This is a genomic window from Rhodococcus sp. SG20037 (assembly GCF_031763325.1).
Lineage (GTDB): Bacteria > Actinomycetota > Actinomycetes > Mycobacteriales > Mycobacteriaceae > Rhodococcus_F > Rhodococcus_F qingshengii.
Genome location: NZ_CP134497.1, coordinates 5,522,351 through 5,541,018, shown reverse-complemented (window position 1 = coordinate 5,541,018; position 18,668 = coordinate 5,522,351). Strand labels below are relative to the sequence as shown.

Genomic DNA, 18,668 nt, shown 5'->3' with positions numbered 1-18,668 from the left:
TGTTACGTCTGGTTACATTAACTTAGGGGCGTGACCGGACAAACCGTTGATCGTTCCGACCCTGTTCCCGCCACCCGCTCGCGCCGATTGTGGCGACCCGCGGTTCGGGCCTTGCTGGACGGCGCGCTACCGCTGATCGACAAGCGAATGGCGGAATCGGTACGCCCGTTCGATCGGCCCGACATGATGCGTCCGCACCTGGCTTCGCGGAAGTTCGCGTGGACGCACTACGGGATCTTCGTTCCCCGGCTGCCAGGGCCTCTCCGTTACCTCAACACCATGACGTTGATCGGTGCAACCGGGACGGTGGTGTTCGACAACGACTATCTCGCTGCACCAGACGCGCGAAACACCGCAACCGTGCTGAGTTCCACCGCAGCGCCGGGCCATCACTTCTACCGGGCGTACGACGCTGCCGATGAGTGTGCATTCGAAGAAGATGGTTCGCGAATCGCCTTCGGTGACAACCTGATCATCGAGAACAGCTATCCGAACTTCCGTGTCACCGGGCGATACGACTCATTCGACGTCGATCTCGAGATCGTGGCACCGGACCAAGCGTCGTGGTTCGTGCGTAATCCCGTCTACGACCACGTCAGTCTGCTGGCACAGTGCTCCGGAACAATTGCGAGTCCGGATGGACCGGTGAGTATTTCGGCTCCGTGCACCGTCGAGTACGCGCGGTGCATGACACCGCAATCGTTGACTCGCCGCGCGCTTCCCGAGTCGTGGAAGCTCCCGGCCGACTTTTTCACCTACCAGATCGTTCAACTGGACGACCGGCATCAGTTGTTGCTCACCGATGTTCGAGCGTCAGGGGTTACGGCGTGCAAGCTCGCCTACATTCGGACTGTCGACGGTAGTGCGAAGGTCTTCGACGACGTCGAGTTCGACGTGCTCGAGTACGCCGACGCATTGCACGTCGACCCACAGGGTCGCGAGATGCGTGTGCCGCGCGTACTGCGTTGGCAGGTACGCGATCACGGCAGGACGGTCGTGGAGTTCGAGGCCGAGATCGACTCGGAGTGGCGCTACGGTCACGGCAAGGGATACGTCGGCGCGTATACCTACCGGGGAAGCTTCGACGGTGCGTCGATCAACGGCACCGGTTACATCGAATGGGTGGACTGCGAAGTGTAAGGCCCCTAGGGTGTATCGGTGCCTTTCGTAGACCCCGCCGCGCTGACGATTCGTCCGCAGAAGATCCTTGTCGCGGGGACTTCCGGTGCCGGAAAGACGACTCTCGCCGGTCGAATCGGGCGGCTTCTCGAGATCGAACACACTGAGCTGGACTCGCTGTTCCACGGGCCCGGCTGGATTCCGCTCGACAGTTTCGAAACCGAAGTACGACGCTTTTCCAGCGAGCCGGCCTGGGTGACCGAGTGGCAGTACGGTGCGGTGCGTGAGCTTCTGGCCGAGCGTGCGGACCTGATGCTGTGGTTGGATCTGCCTCGGCGGACGGTGATGCGCCAGGTGATCACACGAACCGTGCGTCGGCGATTGCATCGAGAGGTGTTGTGGAATCGCAACATGGAGCCGCCACTGCACACCATTCTGTTCGATCCGGATCACGTGGTGCGCTGGGCCTGGCGAAGCGACGGACGCAACGTCGGGCGTATGGCCACGGTCCTTGTCGATGTGCCGTCGTTGCCGATAGTTCGGCTGCGCAGTCGAGAAGAGATCGAGGCTGTGCTCGAAGTCCTCGGCCGTCTGCCCTCAGATCGTCTGAGCTAGGCGAAATCCCAAGTCGTCGATAGCAAGTGTCGGGTGGCTTCGCCTCCTTACGGTAGCGCCGCAACCGCGCTCACTTTCGGCCCAACTGCCGCCGCGGAAGATCCGGTACGTGCCGTAAACCTCGGGGTCGTAGAGATCCCAGCACCATTCCCAGACATTGCCGATCATGTCGTACAGGCCCCAGTTGTTGGGTGTCTTGGTTCCGACGGGATGCGCTCTACCCTCTGAATTGTCGCTGTACCAGGCAATCTCGTCGATCTCGCCGTAGCGGTAGCCGGAGGTGCCGGCCTTGCATGCGTACTGCCACTCAGCCTCGGTGGCGAGCCGGTAGCCAGTTGCGCCCCGGTCCCACTGCGGAGAATCGGTGTCGACGTCTCGATATGCGGGTGTCAGACCGTCCGCGACCGAAAGTGTGTTGCAGGTTGCGATGGCGTCCTTCCATGAAAGGTCGACCGCTGGTTTGCTCGAATCGTCCGAGGAATCTCCGTGAAGCAGCGCCCTGGTGGTGAGATGGCGTGCGAGGCGGAAGGATTCGACTTTCGAGGTCCACGCAGTACCTTTGCGGTCGTCCCGAAGGTGCACCTCGCCGGCAGGGATCTCGATCATCAACTCCGCTGCTCCGGTCATTCGTTCATCATCGCAGAGGTTGTCGCTCACCCGGGGAGACGCTCGAACGCTGCTTGTGGATCAAGGCCGGTGCGCATGCGCCATGCGGTCAGCGCAAGCCCGAGGCAGACCACCTGTGCCGGATCGTCGAGGGAAACACCCATCAGCTTCTCGATACGCGTGAGCCGTGCATAAAGCGACTGACGCCGAATGCCGAGGAAATCCGCGGTTCTCGCCTTGCCGCCCCGATGTGCGAGGTACGCGTCGAGCGTTCGGACGAGATCGGCGGAATGTGCTGTGTCGTATGCGATCAGCGAACCGAGTTGCTCGGTTACGAACACGGACAGCGAAGCGGGTGTCGTTCCGGCGGCGAGCAGTCGTTGGACGCCGACGTCCCTCGCGAGGATCACTCCGGTCCGGGAGCCGAAGCGCCGCGCGATCTGGACGACTTCACGAGCTTGCGCGACCGCAGCCCCGACGCCCGACAGATCCGCGACCGGCGTCGCCACTCCGAGCGTGCGTACCGCGGAACCGCCCGGCCCGCGGCGTAGCAGCTCGTCGGCTTCGGTGAACGCAGTCCGCACTCGAGCGGGGGATGCGGACGCCCACCCGTGCGCGAGCACGATGACGTGATTGGCCGCAGTCCCGACGACACAGGAGCCGAGCACGGCCCGCACGGCGTCGCGTACTTGGTCAGCGAGCTCTCGAACCGGGGTTTGCCGATCGATGTCGACAGCGGCGACGAGGACGTGGTGCCCCTCCGACAACGGCGTCCACCCGGCCGCTGTCAGTCGCTCGGACAAGTCGCCGTGCGATGTGAGCACACCGCCCACCACGTCGGTGATCACCGATTGGGCGAGTGACTGTCTTGGGCCGAGATCGCCGTGACGGCCGAGTTCCAGAGCTACCGCGACGGCGGCGCAGTTTGCGACGGCGGTTCGGCGTGTGGTTGCCGGCCCGCACAGGACAAGTCGACCGAGTGAGTTCGTCGGGCCGCGTACGTCGTGGATAGTGCGTTCGGTCTCGGATCGCTCTGCGCCGGTTGTGCTGCGCTCGACGGTTCTGCCATCCGCGTCGAGCAGATCGACGCCGCACCCCGCGAGTCGTGACACCTTGTCGAGCAGCGCGGTCATGCCCTGGCCTGCAACCACGAGACTCAGAAGTTCTTGCCAGACAGGCTCGCCCGCTTGCGCCGAACCGAGAGTGCGGCGGAGCATGAGGTCGTGAAAGTCTTCGACCATCCGCTCGAAGGGCACTACTGCGTGCAGGGCCAAGAACGCGAGTCCCCGTCGGCGCGAAGCTTCGACGAGTTCGGGAGGGGCCGTGAGGAACGAGCGCCCGACTTCCATCGCGAGTGCGACGCATCCCGCGTCCGCCAATTGGTCGATGTAGGCGGTGAGCTGCTCGGGAGATCGCCCGTGCAGACCGAGGCCCGTGGTCAGAAGGACCTCACCTCCGGACAGCAGCCCACCCATCTCGTACACCTCGGACGAATGGACCCAGCGGACCACCGCGGTATCGATGTCGCCCGCGAGCACCTCGATTGCGGCGGCCTTGAACGAGGGCATCGCAAGAACTTGTCGCAGAGTCGGGAGCATTTCTATATCGTCCGCCGAGGGGGCACTTCGTCATAGAGCTAGTTCTGCCGAACTGACAGGTTGTCCCTTGTCGGGCTGTTACCACCGTGGTCGGATTGTGACACGAGCCACAATCGACGATTTTGGTCAGACTCCAGGAGCGCACATGAATCATCCGGCACACACCGATGAGTATTTTCTCGGACTTGCGATCGAACAGGCGAAGATCGGTTGGGAGGAGGGCGGCGTGCCGATCGGCGCGGCGCTGATTCACCGGGGCGAGGTTCTCGCAGTCGGACGTAACCGTCGGGTCCAGATGAACAGCGCCATCCGTCATGGAGAGACCGACTGCATCGAGCGCGCCGGACGACTGCCGGCCTCGGTGTATCGCGAGTGTGTCCTCTACACGACTTTGTCGCCGTGCTTCATGTGCGCCGGAACGGCGCGCCTGTACGAGATCCCTCGAATCGTGGTCGGCGAAAATCGTTCCTTCGAGGCATCGGAGGAATGGTTGCGCAGCAGCGGAATTCAGGTCGACGTCGTCGACGACGCGGAGTGTGTGGCACTGATGGACCGCATGCTGGCCGAGCGCCCGAGCCTGTGGCTCGAAGACATCGGCGAAGTTGTATGAGCAGCGCCGTCGAACCTGCCACGGTCGCAGGCGATTCGGAGAGCGCAGGCCCCCCGGTCGATCCTGACTATCCCGTTACTCCGGTTCCGCTTCATGCACGAAAGCCGTTCTTCTCGCTCGCGGTGGTGTTGTTGGGGTTCACCATCTTCACACCGACGATGTTGGCCGGAGCAGCGCTCGGTACCGCGTTCTCGTTCTGGAAACTGATGGTGGTGATCGCCGCCGGATCCGCCATCTTGGGGGTTTACGTCGCCATGATGGGGTTCGTCGGAGCTCGAACCGGACTGACAACAGTTGTGATGGCGCGCTACAGTTTCGGCACTCGCGGGTCCAAGCTCGCTTCGATCCTGCTGGGCGGTACTCAGATCGGCTGGTACGGAGTCATCATCGGCACGATCGGCGATCTCACCGCCCAGGCGCTGGGCTGGGATTCCTACCTCGCCAGGGCGTCAGTGATGATCGCGGCGAGCATCTTGATGTGCGTCACCGCCTGCTACGGCTACCGCGGAATGTACTGGGTTTCGCTCGTCTCGACGCCCTTGATCCTGGCGTTGGCCTGCTGGGTCGTGTTCCGGTCCCTCGAAGAGGTCGGTGGATTCTCCGGCCTGGTCTCGGTTCAACCGCAGACGACCATGACGATCGCGCTCGCAATCACCACTGTCGTCGGCACGTTTGTATCGGCGGGAACGCAAGCGCCCAACTGGACCAGATTTGCTCGCTCCGGATCACAAGCGGTGTGGGCCTGCGTTATCGGGTTCCTCCTCGGAAACGGATTGATGATCCTGTTCGGCGCCATCGGAGCCATCACGTTCCACGAGGGTGACTTCGTGTTGATCCTCTACAACCTCGGGCTTGTCGGCTGGGGCCTGGTCTTGCTGTTCGGAAACCTCTGGAAGAGCAACGCAGACACCGCATACGCCTTCGGAGTGGCCGGTGCCGAACTGTTCAGAAAGCCTCGCAAGACCCCGTTCGTCATCGGTGGATGTGTGATCGGCACGGCGCTCGCTCTGACCGGTGTGCACAACCATCTGGTCGACTACCTGAGTCTGCTCGGAACTTTCATCCCGCCATTGGGCGGCGTGATCATCGCTGACTTCCTGTGCCGGTGGCGGCGAGGCATACCCGAGGGGTACACCCCGCAGCCGGTCCACTGGCGAAACCTGGCCGTCTATGCCGTCGCAGCGTTCCTCGCTTGGCTTTCCGGTGAGTTCGAGGTGGGAATCCCGCCGCTGATCGGCATCGTCGTAGCAATTGCTCTGACGATGTTCCTGCACCGGGTGTTTGGCAACAGCTCGGCAGATCGGGAGGTCTCGACCTCCACCGTCTGAATCGTGCTTCAGGCACCAGCGAGCCCCCGGCGGTATCGACCGCGCCGGGGGCTCGCGTACTTGATGGAAAGGGCAGACGCTTCGGTCTCAACCGTCATCGCAGAACAGGCAGGTACGGCGCCTCGATTCCCTGCTCTTCGAACGCAGTCAGCGCCGAGCGCGCAAATGCGCGCTGGACTGCCCATTGGCGCCCAGGCTTGACCTGCGCCGTCACTCGAATGGTAATTGCCTCGGCAGTAACCGAATTGACTCCCAGCATCTCCGGCTTGTCGATCATGTCCGCCCTGATCGGTTCGGACTCCGCCGCCTCGAGGACAGCTCGCGTCGCCACCTCACACGCTTTGTGCACGTTCGCATTGTGGGCGATCGGGAGATCGAGAACTGCAGTGGCGTAACCCTGACTCATGTTGCCCACTCGCAGGATTTCGCCGTTGCGGCAATACCACAAGGTGCCGTTGGCATCTCGAATCGTGGTGACACGCAGGCCCACTGTCTCGACGGTGCCGACCGCGTCGCCGAGATCGACGATGTCGCCGACACCGTACTGATCCTCGAGCAACATGAAGATGCCGGAGAGGAAGTCACGCACCAGGTTTTGTGCACCGAAACCGATGGCAAGGCCGATGACTCCGGCGGATGCGATGAACGGCGCGACGTTGATCCCGAGGATGCCGAGAATCTGCAGCACACACCAGACCAGGATGACGATGGACACCGTCGATTTGAGTACCGAACCGATGGTCCGGGCTCGCTGCGATCTGCGCTCGTTCACCTTGGCGTTCGGAGACTTGCGAGGCTTCGACATTCGATCGATCCCGCGGTGCAGTGCGAAGCGCAGAACGACTGCGAGTGCCACGTAGATCGCGATCTCGACGGGTCGGTGAATCAACCAGTCTCGGTTGGTATCGGTCAGTTCCCATGCTTGTATTTCGGAAATCATCTCCGTGCAGTCTACGGATTCGGGCCGATCCGGGCATCGGTGCAGGGCAGACGGTCCAAGCCGAACAGGCAGCTAGGCTTACGCCATGGCTGCGTTCACTGGCATACCCGTTGCTGCACTCGACTTCTACGAAGACTTGGAGGCCGACAACAGCAAGACCTGGTGGGCAGCGCACAAGGAGACGTACGACGAAGTGGTTCGTCGTCCGATGGCGTCGTTGACCGCGGCGTTGGAGGACGAATTCGGCACGGCCAAGCTCTTTCGGCCGTATCGTGACGTTCGATTCTCGAAGGACAAGATCCCGTACAAGACGCACCAGGGAGCGTTCGTCGGTCTCGCCGAGAGCTGTGGCTACTACGTGCAGATCGACGCGGCAGGGTTGATGGTGGCCGGTGGTTTCTACGCCAGCAGTTCGGAGACCATCGCGCGTTATCGTGCGGCTGTCGACGACGACGTTCGAGGGCCGGAGCTCGAGAAGATCCTGGCCTCCGTCGAGAAGGCCGGATTCACGATCGGCGGCGACAAGCTCAAGACGGCGCCTCGCGGATACACGGTCGATCACCCGCGGATCGAATTGCTGCGTCACAAGTCGCTGACTGTTGGTCGTAGTTACCCAAGCCCGTCGTGGCTGGACAGCGCCAGGACATTGAAGGAAGTTCGCACAGCGTGGCGCGCACTGACGCCTTTGGTCGAATGGTCCGGACAGGTGCTCGGACCGAACTGACCGTCCGACAGAAAAGTGTGACGTAGCCGTAGGAGAGTTCACCTCGAGTTCATCAAAACTCGAGACGCCTGGGGCTAGCGTGGTGTGTGTAACCGAAAGTTTCGGCCCCGCTTCGAGTCGCAGCGCCGCAGTTCGAAGCCATTTTCTCTCGATCGACATCGTGAACAACCCGTGTCAGTGGAGACCATCATGGCTATGTTTCTCGCTCTCGTCCTGATCATCTCGGTCCTCGGAATCGTCGGCACCTACCTCGCGTTCAGTGCGGTCTACTTCGTCGAGATGCGCAAACTCGACAAGTAAGGGGTGCGAATTGGCCTGATTCGACTATTTCTGGGCCGATCGCGACGACCCTCCCTGCGTACGCTGTTAGGGCATCCTTATCCGCTCGCAACAGTGGATGATTCATTTCTTTTGGAGGTTCGACACGCATGCCCGCTCAATCCACGCTCTTGCTTCCCGAGGGCTACTCCGACAACCGCCTCGTTTCGGACCTCACACGTCGGCAGTTCGGCTTCGGTGCCGGAATCGCCGGGCTGGGCGCGTTCCTGGCGGCCTGCGGTGACAGCGGGAGCAGTTCGGGTGAAACCGAAATGCGTTCTGTGACGACACCTCTCGGAACGTACGACATTCCTGTCAATCCGAAGAGGGTTGTCGCGATCGACTCGCGGCTCGATCTGGAACCTGCTGTAGCGCTGGAACTTCCGCTCGTCGGCTACACGTACGCCCAGGCGACACCGTGGGTGCCTATCGATTCGTCGGTACCGTTCCTGTCGGAGATCCCCAACCGCGAGCAGATCTTGGCGCTCGAGCCCGACCTGATCGTGTGCCTGAACTACGAGAGCGAGTGGTGGCCGGTGGCCGAGATGTCCACCATCGCACCGGTTCTGACGACAGAGTTCACCGACGACTGGCGCACAAACCTCTCGCGGTTGTCGGGCTGGCTCGGTCGAACGGCCACACTCGATCGATTGACGCTCGACTACGACAATCTGATTTCCGACATCCGCAGTCGTCATGCCGAGAAGATTGCGTCCAAGACCGTCGCCAGTGTCTCGTTCATGCCGGACACGAACACGCTGTACGTCACGAGCATCCGTACCTCCGAGAAGGGCGACAAGCCCAGCGACATGACGCTCGGCGACATCGGTGGCAAAACCGCCACCTCGGAGGGGCTCGATCCCGAGGGCGGCGTCAGCCTCGAAGGCCTCGACGTGCTGGCCGGCGTCGACGGCTTCATGATCACCGAGAACGAGGACAGTGCCGCGTACCAGGCATTGGTGGCGAGCAAGCTGTGGCAGCGACTCCCGGCAGTGCAGGCGGGCAACGTCACCAGTCTGGGTGGCTCTACGTTCTACGGTTCGATCTACACGATTTCGTACGTGGCACAGGGTTGGGATGCCCTGTACAACAAGATCAGCTGAAGCCTCTGCCGACCGGACCGATGAGTTTCGGTAACGCGGGCGGTCTAATCAGGTAGGCATTGACCAGACCTGAGGAGATCGACGTGCAAACAGAGCAATCCCCAGCGGTAGTGCAATCCCGCGACGGTACGACCATCGCATACGAACGCTCCGGTGCCGGACCAGCAGTGGTCCTGGTCGCCGGAGCGTTCTGCGACCGCGGATGGTTCGATTCCCTGGCTGCAGAGTTGGCGGCGGACTTCACGGTGTACTCGTACGACAGGCGCGGACGCGGGGACAGCGGTGACAGTCGCGCGTTCTCGATCGACGCCGAGGTGGAGGACTTGCGGGCGGTCGTCGCTGCCACCGGTGAAACACCGCTCGTTTACGGATTGTCGTCGGGTGCCGCGCTGGCTTTGGAGGCCGCTGCGCAGGCCGTTCCGATGCGTAAGCTCGCCGTCTACGAGGCGCCGTACATGGACGACGACCAGCGTGACGAGACTGCCCAAAGTGACCTGGAGCGATTGATTGCGGGCGGCGACAGGGAAGGTGCTGTGACGCGTTTTCTGGATCTGACCGGTGCATCCGCGGAGATGGTCGACGAGATCAAGCGGAGTGCCGATTGGCCCGACATGTGCGCCATCGCGCACACCTTGCCTTACGACGTCGCTGTGTGTGATCACGGCTGTCAGTCGCTCGACTGGCTTGCCTCCATTACCGTCCCCACGTTGGTCATGTACGGCGGTGACAGTGGTCAATGGGCACCTGCCTCGGCGACGAGAATCGCTGCAAAAGTCTCGGGGACAAAGACTTTGGAGATCCCCGGTCAGGGCCACGGCGTCGCCGACGACGCTATTGTCCCGGCTCTGCGTGAATTCTTTTCCGGCTGAGCACTGGGCGGCGAAGACGATCGTCAACCTAGGGTTGACGCTTTCGATTGCGTCAACCTAGGGTTGACGCATGAGCAAACCAGTGGAAATGACCAACAAGGTTCGACTCGACGACCTCATCGACGCGATCAAGAAGGTGCACACCGATGCTCTCGACCAACTCTCCGACGCCGTGATTGCCGCTGATCATCTCGGTGAAGTTGCAGATCACCTGATCGGTCACTTCGTCGACCAGGCGCGCAGGTCGGGAGCGTCGTGGACGGAGATCGGCGCGAGCATGGGTGTCTCGAAGCAGGCTGCGCAGAAGCGTTTTGTTCCCAAGGCGCCGAGTGATCAGAAGCCGATGGATCCGAACGAAGGGTTCAACCGGTTCACTCCCCGGGCGAAGAACGTCGTCATGGCCTCGCAGAACGAAGCCCGCGCCGCCGGTAACGCAGAGATCCAGCCGGAGCACCTGCTCCTGGGGCTCGTCGAGGAGCCTGCCGGGTTGGCTGCGAAGGCGATAGTGGCGCAAGGGGTGGAGCTCGGATCCGTCCGAGCTGCAGTGGCCGGTGTACTACCGACTCCGACTTCCGAACTACCAGAACTCATTCCGTACGACGCTCGTGCGCGCAAGGTCCTGGAACTGACGTTCCGTGAGGCTCTTCGCCTGGGCCACAACTACATCGGAACCGAGCACATCCTGCTCGCGCTGCTCGAACTCGAAGACGGATCAGGCGTTCTGGCTGATCTCGGAATCTCGAAGTCGGTGGCGGAGTCGAACATCGTTGGAGCGTTGGCCGTCATTCAGGATCAGTGATTCAGAGGTGAATCCGATGCAGAAGAGGGCCGCACCCTTGCGGGTGCGGCCCTCTTCTTGTGTCACTGATCAGACAGCGCGCACATTGGTGGCCTGAGGACCCTTCTGGCCCTGGCCAACCTCGAACTCCACACGCTGGTTCTCGTCGAGCGACTTGTAGCCGTTGCCCGAGATTTCAGAGTAATGAACGAACACGTCCGGTGTTCCGTCGTCGGGAGCGATGAAACCAAAGCCCTTTTCGCCGTTGAACCACTTCACGATGCCCTGTGCCATACCGATACTCCCTACAAACTCGATCCGGGCCCTCACATCGAAGTCCCGATCTCGATATGTCTATCCTCCCACGCCGCGCAAGTCGAACGGTGGGCGACGTGCAGAAAGCGAGTTGTCAGGACTATCGGAGGTGGCTGCGCTACTGATCTTCGACGCTGGTTCTGACCAATTCACGGAAAGCGAGGACCAGTGGTTCGCGTGCCCGTCCGCGGCGATAGATCAGGGAGAACGGTGCCTGATATCCGAAGGAGGCGGGCAAGAGTGGGCGCAATCGTTGCTGGTCGACCCAATATCCGGCGTAGTGCTCGGGCAAATATCCGATGTATCCGCCCGAGAGGATCAGAATGAGTTGGGCCTCCATGTTCTCGACGGTGGCCGATCTCTCGGTGAATCCTTGGCGAGCCAACTCGGCTTCGCTCCAATAACCCCTGGTGACCATTCGTTGACGGGTGATGACGTCCGGGTGCACCCGCTTGCTCGAGAAGAGCGGATGTTTGTCGCTGCAGTAGAGCCAGTGCTGCTCGCGGTGTAGAGCCTGCGCTGTCAGGCCGTTCATGGGCGAGGCGAACGCTCCGATCGCCACGTCGATGCGGTCGTCGAGAACGCCTACCTGAAGCTCGTGCGGAGTTTGGATTTTGAGGTCGAGATAGACACCGGGGTGTGTTCGGCTGAATTCACCGATGACGTCGGCGAGCGGGAGCGTCGAATCCGTGACAGTCGAATCCAGTACCCCGACGGTCATCGTTCCCCGAAGTTCGCCTTGGAGTGCGGTGGCATACCGCTCGAACCCCTCCAGCTCGCCGAGGATGCGGACGCATTCCTGGTGGTAGAGCTCGCCCTTGCTGGTCAGGCTGAACCCGCTGCGACCGCGGTGGCATAGGACGATGCCGAGTTGGCGTTCGAGTTGGCTCATGTAGGTGCTGATCGCCGAGGCGGACAGTCCTAGATCCTGCTGTGCCGGCGCGAAGCCCTGATGGCGCACCACGGAGGTGAAGATCCGAAGCAGTTTCAGATCGGGAAGTGTGCTACGCATCGGGTACCTCGGCAGAGTCGAGAACAGATACATCAGAAATTTCTGAAGTGATTATTTGTATCAAGTGATTTATTTCACGTCAATCGTCTTCTACGGTTTCCTCAGGCGGTCTGACGAGACCGGCGTCTGCTCTCGGACCTGCTGGTACTTCACGAAGGAATCGTCACCATGGACATAGCCATAATCCTGACCTACCTGGCCGCAATGCTGGCTTTCGGTTGGTGGGGCAAACGCCGCGCGAGCAACTCCAGTGAGTACCTCGTCGCCGGTCGAAGGCTCGGTGGAGTTCTCTACACGAGCACGATGGCCGCCGTCGTCATCGGCGGAGCGTCGACGGTCGGCGGTGTCGGCCTCGGCTACAAATACGGAATCTCCGGTATGTGGTTGGTTGTCTCCATCGCCGCTGGTGTGCTCCTGCTGAGTTTGTTGTTCGCCTCCCGGATTCAGCGTCTGAAGGTGTACACGGTTTCGGGAATGCTGAAGTTGCGCTACGGAATCGACGCAACCGGCGCGTCCGGCATCGTGATGATGGCCTACACGTTGATGCTCACCGTCACGTCCACCATCGCCTACGCCACTATCTTCAACGTGCTCTTCGGTTTCGACCGGACGCTCTCCGTAGTCCTCGGTGGATTGATCGTCGTCGCGTACTCCGCGATGGGCGGCATGTGGTCGATCACGCTGACCGACGTTGTTCAGTTCGTCATCAAGACGATCGGAATCTTCTTCCTCCTGCTCCCGTTCACCTGGTCGAAAGCGGGTGGGTACGACGGGATCAAGGAGCGTGTGGGCGACGCAGCGTTCTCACTCGGCACTATCGGCACCGGCACGATCATCACCTTCTTCGTCGTGTACACGCTCGGAATCCTTATCGGGCAGGACATCTGGCAGCGCGTGTTCACGGCCAAGTCGCCCGAAGTTGCGCGCTGGGGCGGCGTCGCTGCGGGCGTTTACTGCCTGCTTTACGGTGTGGCAGGTGCGCTGATCGGTCTGGCGGCTTCGGCTCTGATGCCCGACATCGGTTCGTCCGACGACGTCTACGCCGACGTCGCCGTTCACGTTCTCCCGATCGGTCTCAGCGGAATTGTGCTGGCAGCCGCCGTCGCAGCGATGATGTCGACCGCTTCCGGCGCACTGATCGCCACTGCCACAGTGGCTCGGCAAGACGTCTTGCCTCTCGTCTCGAAGATCTTCGGGCGTACACAGCCTGGCCTGGATACGTCCGATCCGGAAGCAGATGTGCGCGGAAACCGCCTGTACGTCATCGTGATCGGCCTCGTCAGTATCGTTCTCGCTGCCCTGATCAACGACATCGTCGCGGCGCTCACGATTGCGTACGACATCCTCGTGGGTGGCCTGCTCGTCCCCATCCTCGGTGGTCTGGTGTGGAAGAGGGCCACCGGAACCGCGGCAATGGCTTCGATGGCGGTGGGAACGGCGGCGACTCTGATCACGATGTTCGTCGTCGGCGACGTGCTGGCCAACGAACCGGTGTACGTCGGTCTGGTGAGTGCACTCGTTGTCTTCGTTGCGCTGAGTCTGACCACGGCGCCGACTCCGCCCGCGGTGATGAAGATCTGGAACGAGCGAGTTTCCGGAAAGGACACGGAGACGGCCGAACCGGAAGTTGCCCCGATAGCCTGAAGGTCGGTGCGTGCAGGAGTGCACGCCACAAGGAGGTAGATCGTGCCCAAGGTCGTTGATCACGACGAGCGACGGTTGGTGCTGGCCGACGCTGTCCTCAGCCTGATCGCCCGCGAGGGTATCTCGGCGGTGACCACCAGGGCGGTTGCCGAGGAGAGTGGATGGTCGACCGGAGTGTTGAACCACTACTTCAATTCTCGACACGAACTTCTCCTCGCCGCGCTGCGCCGGGCAGCGGACATCCAAGGTGATCAGTATCAGGTCATCCTGGATCAGGTCGACAACTCGGCGCTCGAAAAGTTGCGGGGAATCACCGCCAGTGTCTTGCCGCTCGACGATCGACGCCTGGCGATGACGCGCGTGTTCCTCTTCTTCTACGCCGAAGGCGCACAGGAAGAGAAGGCTCGCAGTGAGATCGCGGGCTTTCTCGCTCGGTGGCGCCGGATCGTTCGCGAGACGGTTCTGGAGGCGCAACAGGAGGGATCGGTGCCGGCAGATGTCGACCCCGACCTCGTGACGATCAGGTTGGTCGGACTCACCGACGGCCTTGCCATGCAGTCGATTCTTGATCCCTTCATGATGGACGCCATTCGGGCTCCCGGCGCGGTGGCCCGAGGCGTCGACGCAGTCTTGCAAGCGATTACCGCGGAGGCTCGGACGTGACGGATCGAATCGTGGTGCTCGACGATTTCATCGACCTCGGCACTCTGCGAGAAACTCTCGGCGCCGCCGGGATCGACGTCGGCGTCGAGTTCAGTTCCGAGATCCCGAGCGGCGCAGGCATAATCGCGCTACTGGTGGGGCCGGAGACTGTAGGGCTCGACGCACATCATCTCGACTCCTTGCCGGATCTGCGTCTCCTCGCGGCCACCTCGGCCGGGTTCGATCACCTGCCGGTGGGCGCGGCGCATGATCGGGGCGTCACCGTCACTCGCGCGGTCGACTACTGCACCGAGGAGGTGGCCGATCATGCGCTGGCGTCGATCCTGTCCTTGCTGCGCTCCATCGGTCCGCTTGATGCCGCAGTGCACCAAGGTCGTTGGAGTGTCGTGGAGTATCCGCCACGTCGGATCGCAGGAACAGTTCTGGGCCTCTATGGATTCGGACTGATCGCTCAGGCACTTGCCAGCCGTGCAGCAGCGCTGGGGATGACGGTCTTGGCAGCGGGGCGTTCGCTCTCGGCCGGAGCGCCCGGCGTCGAGGTCGTGGAGTGGGACGAGCTTCTGCGTCGATCGGACGTGCTGAGCCTGCATGTGCCGTTGACTCCGGAGACCGCCGGTATCGTGGACGCTCAGGCTTTGGCGTCGATGAAGCCGGGATCGTTCCTGGTCAACGTCTCGCGCGGAGGCCTCGTCGATCACGAAGCGCTCGGAAGTGCTTTGCGTAGCGGCAGATTGGCCGGCGCTGCGGTCGACGTGCTACCGGCAGAACCGCCGACTGCTGATGATCCGATACTGCAGATTCCGAACCTGACGATCACTCCTCATTCTGCCTGGTATTCGTCGGCGGTCTCGGGGACCCTGGCCAGACAGTCCGCACTCAACGTCGTTGCGGTGCTGACGGGAAAGTCCCCGGTGGGCGTTGTAGCCGCACCGGGGTCCTGAGGGGCGCTCGCCTCAGTTCTTGTATTCCGGATCGATTCGATCGAGAAGGCGAAGTAGTGCAGCCCAGGCTAATTCGTAAGCCTGGTCGTCACTGAACTCGTCTTTCACCTCGCCCGCGAATTGTCTGGCGGTGTACTCCGCCAGTTCAGGGGAGGGTAGGCGCAGACTGCCGGAAGCCTGTGCGGCGATCTGGATGTCGCATGCTTTCTCCAGGTAGAACATTCGCAGAAATGCTTCCGACGCAGTCTCGCCGACAGTCAGCAGGCCGTGATTGCGGAGAATCAGCGCGGGGTGGGTGCCGAGATCCTTCACCAACCGCTCACGCTCGACGGTGTTGAGAGCGATGCCCTCGTAGTCGTGGTAGCCGACCCGATTGTAGAACTCCATCGAGATCTGGTTGAGCGGCAGCAGACCGTCTTCCTGTGCTGCGACGGCGCAGCCGGCCTTGGTGTGGGTATGAAGGACGCACTGTGCGTCTGACCGCGCGGAGTGCACTGCCCCATGGATTACGAATCCTGCTGGGTTGACCTGATATTCGGACGGCTCGACGAGGTTCCCGTCGAGATCGATCTTGACCAGGTTGGATGCTGTGATCTCTTCGAAGAGAAGGCCGTACGGATTGATGAGGAAGTGATGTTCGGGTCCTGGTAGGCGCACCGAGACGTGCGTGAAGATGAGGTCCGTCATCTTGAAGTGGGCGAGCAACCGGTAGACGGCGGCGAGTTCGCGGCGAAGTTCCAGTTCGGACTTGGCAATTGTTGGCGGGGTGGTGGCCGGCGCGCTCATACGGTCTCCGTTTCGATGGGCAGTACAACTTTCGTTTAAATATATCAATCGATATATTTAAACGTCAATGGTTGCCGTACACCAAAACGTAGGAGCCCCACTCGTGCTCAGGGTGGGCTAATCTCGCATTCGCTGTGCCCTCGGCGCGCGCAGCAGATGCCGAGAAGGAGAGTGCACACGTGTACGGAACGATTCGCGAATCACCGACGACCGCTGAACTTGTGGACCAGCTCAGTCGCCGTGGGTTCTTCGGGGTCGGCGCAGTGGCAGCGGCCGCCATCCTTGCGGGGTGTTCGACTACATCAGATGCTTCTGATGCCGGCGAACAACGTGAGGTGATCAATGCGCTCGGAACCACCACGATCTCGGGAAAGCCGGAAAGGATCGTTGTTGCCAGCGACTTCACGGATCTGGAATTCCTGCTCTCGCTCGGCGTTCACCCAGTCGCCTACGGCAACACAGGATCGTGGGACCGCGGTTCACTGCCTTGGCAGAGCACCGCGGGAATAGCCGACCTCGAAAGCTTCGGCACCACAGGCGAAATCAACCCGGAAATCATCGCGCGCTACTCGCCGGACCTCATCATCGGAATGAAGACTTATCTCGAACCTGCAGCCGAGAGGCTCAGTCAGATCGCTCCGGTCATCGCGCTGGACTGGACCACCTCGTGGCGTGACGGCGTCGCCACGGTCGGGCAGGCCGCATTTGTCGACGAGGCTGCTGCTGCAGCGATCGCCCGGACCGACGCTCTGATCTCCGACACCGCAGCTTCCCTGAACGGCTTGGGTGGCAAGTCGATCATGATCGGCTCGATGTACGGCGATCAGTTGTATGTGCAGGGGGATGCCAGTGCGCCCGGGGTTCTGCTGCGCGAACTCGGACTCGACTATCGCGGATACAACGCCGAGCAGATGACTGCGCTGTCGATGGAGCAGGCGGAGGAACTCGCACCCGCAGACATTTTGCTCAGCCTCGCTTCTGATCAGGAAGCGACGACGAGGTTGGAGAACTTCGCAGTTTTCCAGAACCTCCCCGCGGTGAAGGCGCGATCCTATGCGCCGGTCGAACTTCTGCTCTCGAATGCCTTTGTCGATAATTTCGGTCCACTGAGCGCGCCGTACGCCTTGCCGCAGCTCGCCGGGGTCTTGACCGGGCTTGCGGCGGGCCAGGGAAAACAGCTCCCCTGACCTCGCTTCCGAGCCTATTGACGCCGCGTCGGCCTAGCATCGAAACATGGTGGACATAGATCTGACGGGCCGCGCCGCAGTAGTCGGCGGATCACAACCGCTGCGAGCGATACTCGAAACCCCCACTACCCCCGGCCCGTGGCCGGGGGTAGTGATGATTCACGAGGCCTTCGGGCTCGAGGAGGTGATGCAGCGGCAAGCCAAGCGGCTGGCCGCTGCGGGATTCCTGACGCTCGCTGTCGACCTCTACAGCGCGGGCGGGGCGAAGCGGTGCCTAGTGCCCACCATGACGTCGATGCTTCGAGGACACGGCAAGGCGTTCACCGACATCGAAGTCGCTCGCAGTTGGCTGGTGGAATCCCCGGACTGCACCGGAAAGATCGGTGTCATCGGATTCTGCATGGGCGGCGGCTTCGCGATGGTCAGCGCCGGAGATTTCGACGCTGCCTCGGTCAATTACGGTCAGCTTCCACGCAAACTCGATGAGGCCGTGGTGGATGCGTGCCCGATCGTCGGGAGTTTCGGAGGCAAGGACTTTTCGCTCCGGGGCGCGGCAGCGAAGCTGGAGACGGCGCTCAGCAATGCCGGTATCGAGAACGACGTCAAGGAGTACCCCACCGCCGGCCACGCGTTCCTTAACGACGCGGAGGCCGGACCCAAGGTGCTTCGTCCTTTGGAGCGCATCCTCGGAATCGGTCCCGATCCTGTTGCAGCGCAGGATGCCTGGAAGCGAATCGACTCGTTCTTCGAGCGCCACCTGGCGTGATCAGCGACTGGTTCTCTCACCGCCGTTGACTGCCAATACCTGACCGGTGATCTGCCGGGCACCCGGTGAGGCCAAGAAATGGACGGCTGATGCGATGTCGTCCGGGGTTCCGGCGCGCTTGGTGCTGGTGGATTCGATCAGCATCGCGCGACGCTCGTCCGTCAGAAAGTCCCGGAAGAACTCGGTGTCGGCGATGTAACCGGGGGAGACGATGTTCGCCGTGATGCCTTCTGGGCCCAGTTCGGCGGCCAGATCGACATTCCACGTCGCAACTGCTGCTTTGGCAGCGCCGTACGCTCCAGCTCCCTTGTCGGCGGCAATCGATCCGATGGTGATGACGGCACCGCCACTGGGGATTCGATCTCGAACTGCTGCTGTGGTCAACACTGCCGAGATCAGATTGGAGTCCAGATTGGCCCGCCACCCGGCGGCCAGGGATTCCAGATCTGACGGCGCTTCACGATCGAAGTCCGTGTTACCGCCGGCGCAGTGCGCCACGACGTCGATGGTTCCCGGAAGCGAATCCTGCAGCCGCTTCAGGTCTTTCGGGTCGGAGTTGTCACACGTCAAGGCGTGAACATTATCGCCCAACTCCTCCGCGGTCTTTTCGAGTGGTTCCGTGCGTCGGCCGGTGACAAAAACGGTGTCTCCGTCCCGGGCGAACGCCGCTGCAACTGCGCGTCCGATCCCTGTTCCGCCGCCGGTTACCAGAACTGTGCGTGTCATGCCTACCTCCGTGAGCTACG

Annotated in this window: 20 protein-coding genes; 13 read left to right on the top strand and 7 right to left on the bottom strand. The window is 61.9% G+C overall.

The features are described 5' to 3' along the window. The first annotated feature begins 30 nt into the window (after positions 1-30). Positions 31-1,140, top strand: a complete 1,110-nt coding sequence (locus RHP72_RS25545) for a DUF6670 family protein (RefSeq protein WP_311093980.1) — start codon at positions 31-33, stop codon at positions 1,138-1,140. 18 nt (positions 1,141-1,158) lie between these two features. Next, positions 1,159-1,734 (top strand): AAA family ATPase, encoded by a 576-nt coding sequence (locus RHP72_RS25540; RefSeq protein ID WP_050654565.1) that lies wholly within the window; start codon positions 1,159-1,161, stop codon positions 1,732-1,734. Here RHP72_RS25540 and RHP72_RS25535 read toward each other — a convergent pair. Both RHP72_RS25535 and RHP72_RS25530 read right to left on the bottom strand, forming a co-directional pair. Further along, positions 1,717-2,361: an SUMF1/EgtB/PvdO family nonheme iron enzyme gene (locus RHP72_RS25535; RefSeq protein ID WP_172827041.1), complete on the bottom strand. Its 645-nt coding sequence runs from the start codon at positions 2,359-2,361 to the stop codon at positions 1,717-1,719. The two genes, RHP72_RS25540 and RHP72_RS25535, sit on opposite strands and share 18 nt — an antisense overlap. A 26-nt stretch (positions 2,362-2,387) precedes the next feature. After that, positions 2,388-3,908, bottom strand: a complete 1,521-nt coding sequence (locus RHP72_RS25530; protein ID WP_228401375.1) for a PucR family transcriptional regulator — start codon at positions 3,906-3,908, stop codon at positions 2,388-2,390. Between the two features lie 175 nt (positions 3,909-4,083). Between RHP72_RS25530 and RHP72_RS25525 the strand changes: the two genes are divergently transcribed. After that, positions 4,084-4,548: a nucleoside deaminase gene (locus RHP72_RS25525; protein WP_003940577.1), complete on the top strand. Its 465-nt coding sequence runs from the start codon at positions 4,084-4,086 to the stop codon at positions 4,546-4,548. Continuing rightward, positions 4,545-5,876: a cytosine permease gene (gene codB, locus RHP72_RS25520; RefSeq protein WP_058037944.1), complete on the top strand. Its 1,332-nt coding sequence runs from the start codon at positions 4,545-4,547 to the stop codon at positions 5,874-5,876. The genes RHP72_RS25525 and codB overlap by 4 nt, the downstream gene beginning before the upstream one ends. A 94-nt stretch (positions 5,877-5,970) precedes the next feature. Here codB and RHP72_RS25515 read toward each other — a convergent pair whose 3' ends face one another. Further along, positions 5,971-6,816: a mechanosensitive ion channel family protein gene (locus tag RHP72_RS25515; protein WP_047272037.1), complete on the bottom strand. Its 846-nt coding sequence runs from the start codon at positions 6,814-6,816 to the stop codon at positions 5,971-5,973. Between the two features lie 85 nt (positions 6,817-6,901). Between RHP72_RS25515 and RHP72_RS25510 the strand changes: the two genes are divergently transcribed. The 4 genes from RHP72_RS25510 (at position 6,902) to RHP72_RS25495 (ending at position 10,629) form a co-directional block, all read left to right on the top strand. Beyond that, positions 6,902-7,540: a DUF2461 domain-containing protein gene (locus RHP72_RS25510; RefSeq protein WP_084325398.1), complete on the top strand. Its 639-nt coding sequence runs from the start codon at positions 6,902-6,904 to the stop codon at positions 7,538-7,540. 428 nt (positions 7,541-7,968) lie between these two features. Continuing rightward, positions 7,969-8,961, top strand: a complete 993-nt coding sequence (locus RHP72_RS25505) for an ABC transporter substrate-binding protein (protein WP_007729992.1) — start codon at positions 7,969-7,971, stop codon at positions 8,959-8,961. An 83-nt stretch (positions 8,962-9,044) separates the two neighbouring features. Further along, entirely contained in the window at positions 9,045-9,830 is a 786-nt protein-coding gene (locus RHP72_RS25500) for an alpha/beta fold hydrolase (protein ID WP_042447011.1), read from the top strand. 70 nt (positions 9,831-9,900) lie between these two features. Beyond that, complete coding sequence (locus tag RHP72_RS25495; protein ID WP_080552754.1) at positions 9,901-10,629, top strand: Clp protease N-terminal domain-containing protein; 729 nt, start codon at positions 9,901-9,903, stop codon at positions 10,627-10,629. Between the two features lie 69 nt (positions 10,630-10,698). On the opposite strand, the gene RHP72_RS25490 is transcribed toward RHP72_RS25495, so the two are convergent. Both RHP72_RS25490 and RHP72_RS25485 read right to left on the bottom strand, forming a co-directional pair. Continuing rightward, entirely contained in the window at positions 10,699-10,902 is a 204-nt protein-coding gene (locus RHP72_RS25490) for a cold-shock protein (RefSeq protein WP_003939930.1), read from the bottom strand. A gap of 139 nt (positions 10,903-11,041) precedes the next feature. Beyond that, positions 11,042-11,935: a LysR family transcriptional regulator gene (locus RHP72_RS25485; protein WP_003939834.1), complete on the bottom strand. Its 894-nt coding sequence runs from the start codon at positions 11,933-11,935 to the stop codon at positions 11,042-11,044. Positions 11,936-12,103: 168 nt separating this feature from the next. Between RHP72_RS25485 and RHP72_RS25480 the strand changes: the two genes are divergently transcribed. Genes RHP72_RS25480 through RHP72_RS25470 form a run of 3 tightly spaced genes read left to right on the top strand, consistent with a single transcriptional unit; the run spans position 12,104 to position 15,183 of the window. Next, positions 12,104-13,579, top strand: a complete 1,476-nt coding sequence (locus RHP72_RS25480) for a sodium:solute symporter (RefSeq protein ID WP_003940304.1) — start codon at positions 12,104-12,106, stop codon at positions 13,577-13,579. Between the two features lie 42 nt (positions 13,580-13,621). Next, entirely contained in the window at positions 13,622-14,242 is a 621-nt protein-coding gene (locus tag RHP72_RS25475) for a TetR/AcrR family transcriptional regulator (protein WP_047272039.1), read from the top strand. Then, a complete protein-coding gene (locus RHP72_RS25470) occupies positions 14,239-15,183 on the top strand; it encodes a C-terminal binding protein (protein ID WP_047272041.1) in 945 nt (314 codons plus the stop codon). The genes RHP72_RS25475 and RHP72_RS25470 overlap by 4 nt, the downstream gene beginning before the upstream one ends. Positions 15,184-15,195: 12 nt before the next feature. Here RHP72_RS25470 and RHP72_RS25465 read toward each other — a convergent pair whose 3' ends face one another. Further along, positions 15,196-15,969: a class II aldolase/adducin family protein gene (locus RHP72_RS25465; RefSeq protein ID WP_047272043.1), complete on the bottom strand. Its 774-nt coding sequence runs from the start codon at positions 15,967-15,969 to the stop codon at positions 15,196-15,198. A 134-nt stretch (positions 15,970-16,103) separates the two neighbouring features. Between RHP72_RS25465 and RHP72_RS25460 the strand changes: the two genes are divergently transcribed. Continuing rightward, entirely contained in the window at positions 16,104-17,156 is a 1,053-nt protein-coding gene (locus RHP72_RS25460; RefSeq protein WP_311093979.1) for an ABC transporter substrate-binding protein, read from the top strand. 46 nt (positions 17,157-17,202) lie between these two features. Next, the gene (locus tag RHP72_RS25455; protein ID WP_030536547.1) at positions 17,203-17,922 is read left to right on the top strand and encodes a dienelactone hydrolase family protein; all 720 of its coding nucleotides are present in this window, start codon (positions 17,203-17,205) and stop codon (positions 17,920-17,922) included. On the opposite strand, the gene RHP72_RS25450 is transcribed toward RHP72_RS25455, so the two are convergent. Next, the gene (locus tag RHP72_RS25450; RefSeq protein WP_054188428.1) at positions 17,923-18,648 is read right to left on the bottom strand and encodes an SDR family NAD(P)-dependent oxidoreductase; all 726 of its coding nucleotides are present in this window, start codon (positions 18,646-18,648) and stop codon (positions 17,923-17,925) included. Positions 18,649-18,668 lie beyond the last annotated feature (20 nt).

Excerpts from the sequence above, each read along its gene's own strand:
- RHP72_RS25505 (WP_007729992.1), top strand. The coding sequence starts at position 7,969 with ATGCCCGCTCAATCCACGCTCTTGCTTCCCGAGGGCTACTCCGACAAC.
- RHP72_RS25480 (WP_003940304.1), top strand. The coding sequence starts at position 12,104 with ATGGACATAGCCATAATCCTGACCTACCTGGCCGCAATGCTGGCTTTC.
- RHP72_RS25485 (WP_003939834.1), bottom strand. The coding sequence starts at position 11,935 with ATGCGTAGCACACTTCCCGATCTGAAACTGCTTCGGATCTTCACCTCC.
- RHP72_RS25495 (WP_080552754.1), top strand. The coding sequence starts at position 9,901 with ATGAGCAAACCAGTGGAAATGACCAACAAGGTTCGACTCGACGACCTC.
- RHP72_RS25510 (WP_084325398.1), top strand. The coding sequence starts at position 6,902 with ATGGCTGCGTTCACTGGCATACCCGTTGCTGCACTCGACTTCTACGAA.
- RHP72_RS25515 (WP_047272037.1), bottom strand. The coding sequence starts at position 6,816 with ATGATTTCCGAAATACAAGCATGGGAACTGACCGATACCAACCGAGAC.
- RHP72_RS25465 (WP_047272043.1), bottom strand. The coding sequence starts at position 15,969 with ATGAGCGCGCCGGCCACCACCCCGCCAACAATTGCCAAGTCCGAACTG.
- RHP72_RS25530 (WP_228401375.1), bottom strand. The coding sequence starts at position 3,908 with ATGCCCTCGTTCAAGGCCGCCGCAATCGAGGTGCTCGCGGGCGACATC.
- RHP72_RS25450 (WP_054188428.1), bottom strand. The coding sequence starts at position 18,648 with ATGACACGCACAGTTCTGGTAACCGGCGGCGGAACAGGGATCGGACGC.
- codB (WP_058037944.1), top strand. The coding sequence starts at position 4,545 with ATGAGCAGCGCCGTCGAACCTGCCACGGTCGCAGGCGATTCGGAGAGC.
- RHP72_RS25455 (WP_030536547.1), top strand. The coding sequence starts at position 17,203 with ATGGTGGACATAGATCTGACGGGCCGCGCCGCAGTAGTCGGCGGATCA.
- RHP72_RS25490 (WP_003939930.1), bottom strand. The coding sequence starts at position 10,902 with ATGGCACAGGGCATCGTGAAGTGGTTCAACGGCGAAAAGGGCTTTGGT.
- RHP72_RS25535 (WP_172827041.1), bottom strand. The coding sequence starts at position 2,361 with ATGACCGGAGCAGCGGAGTTGATGATCGAGATCCCTGCCGGCGAGGTG.
- RHP72_RS25525 (WP_003940577.1), top strand. The coding sequence starts at position 4,084 with ATGAATCATCCGGCACACACCGATGAGTATTTTCTCGGACTTGCGATC.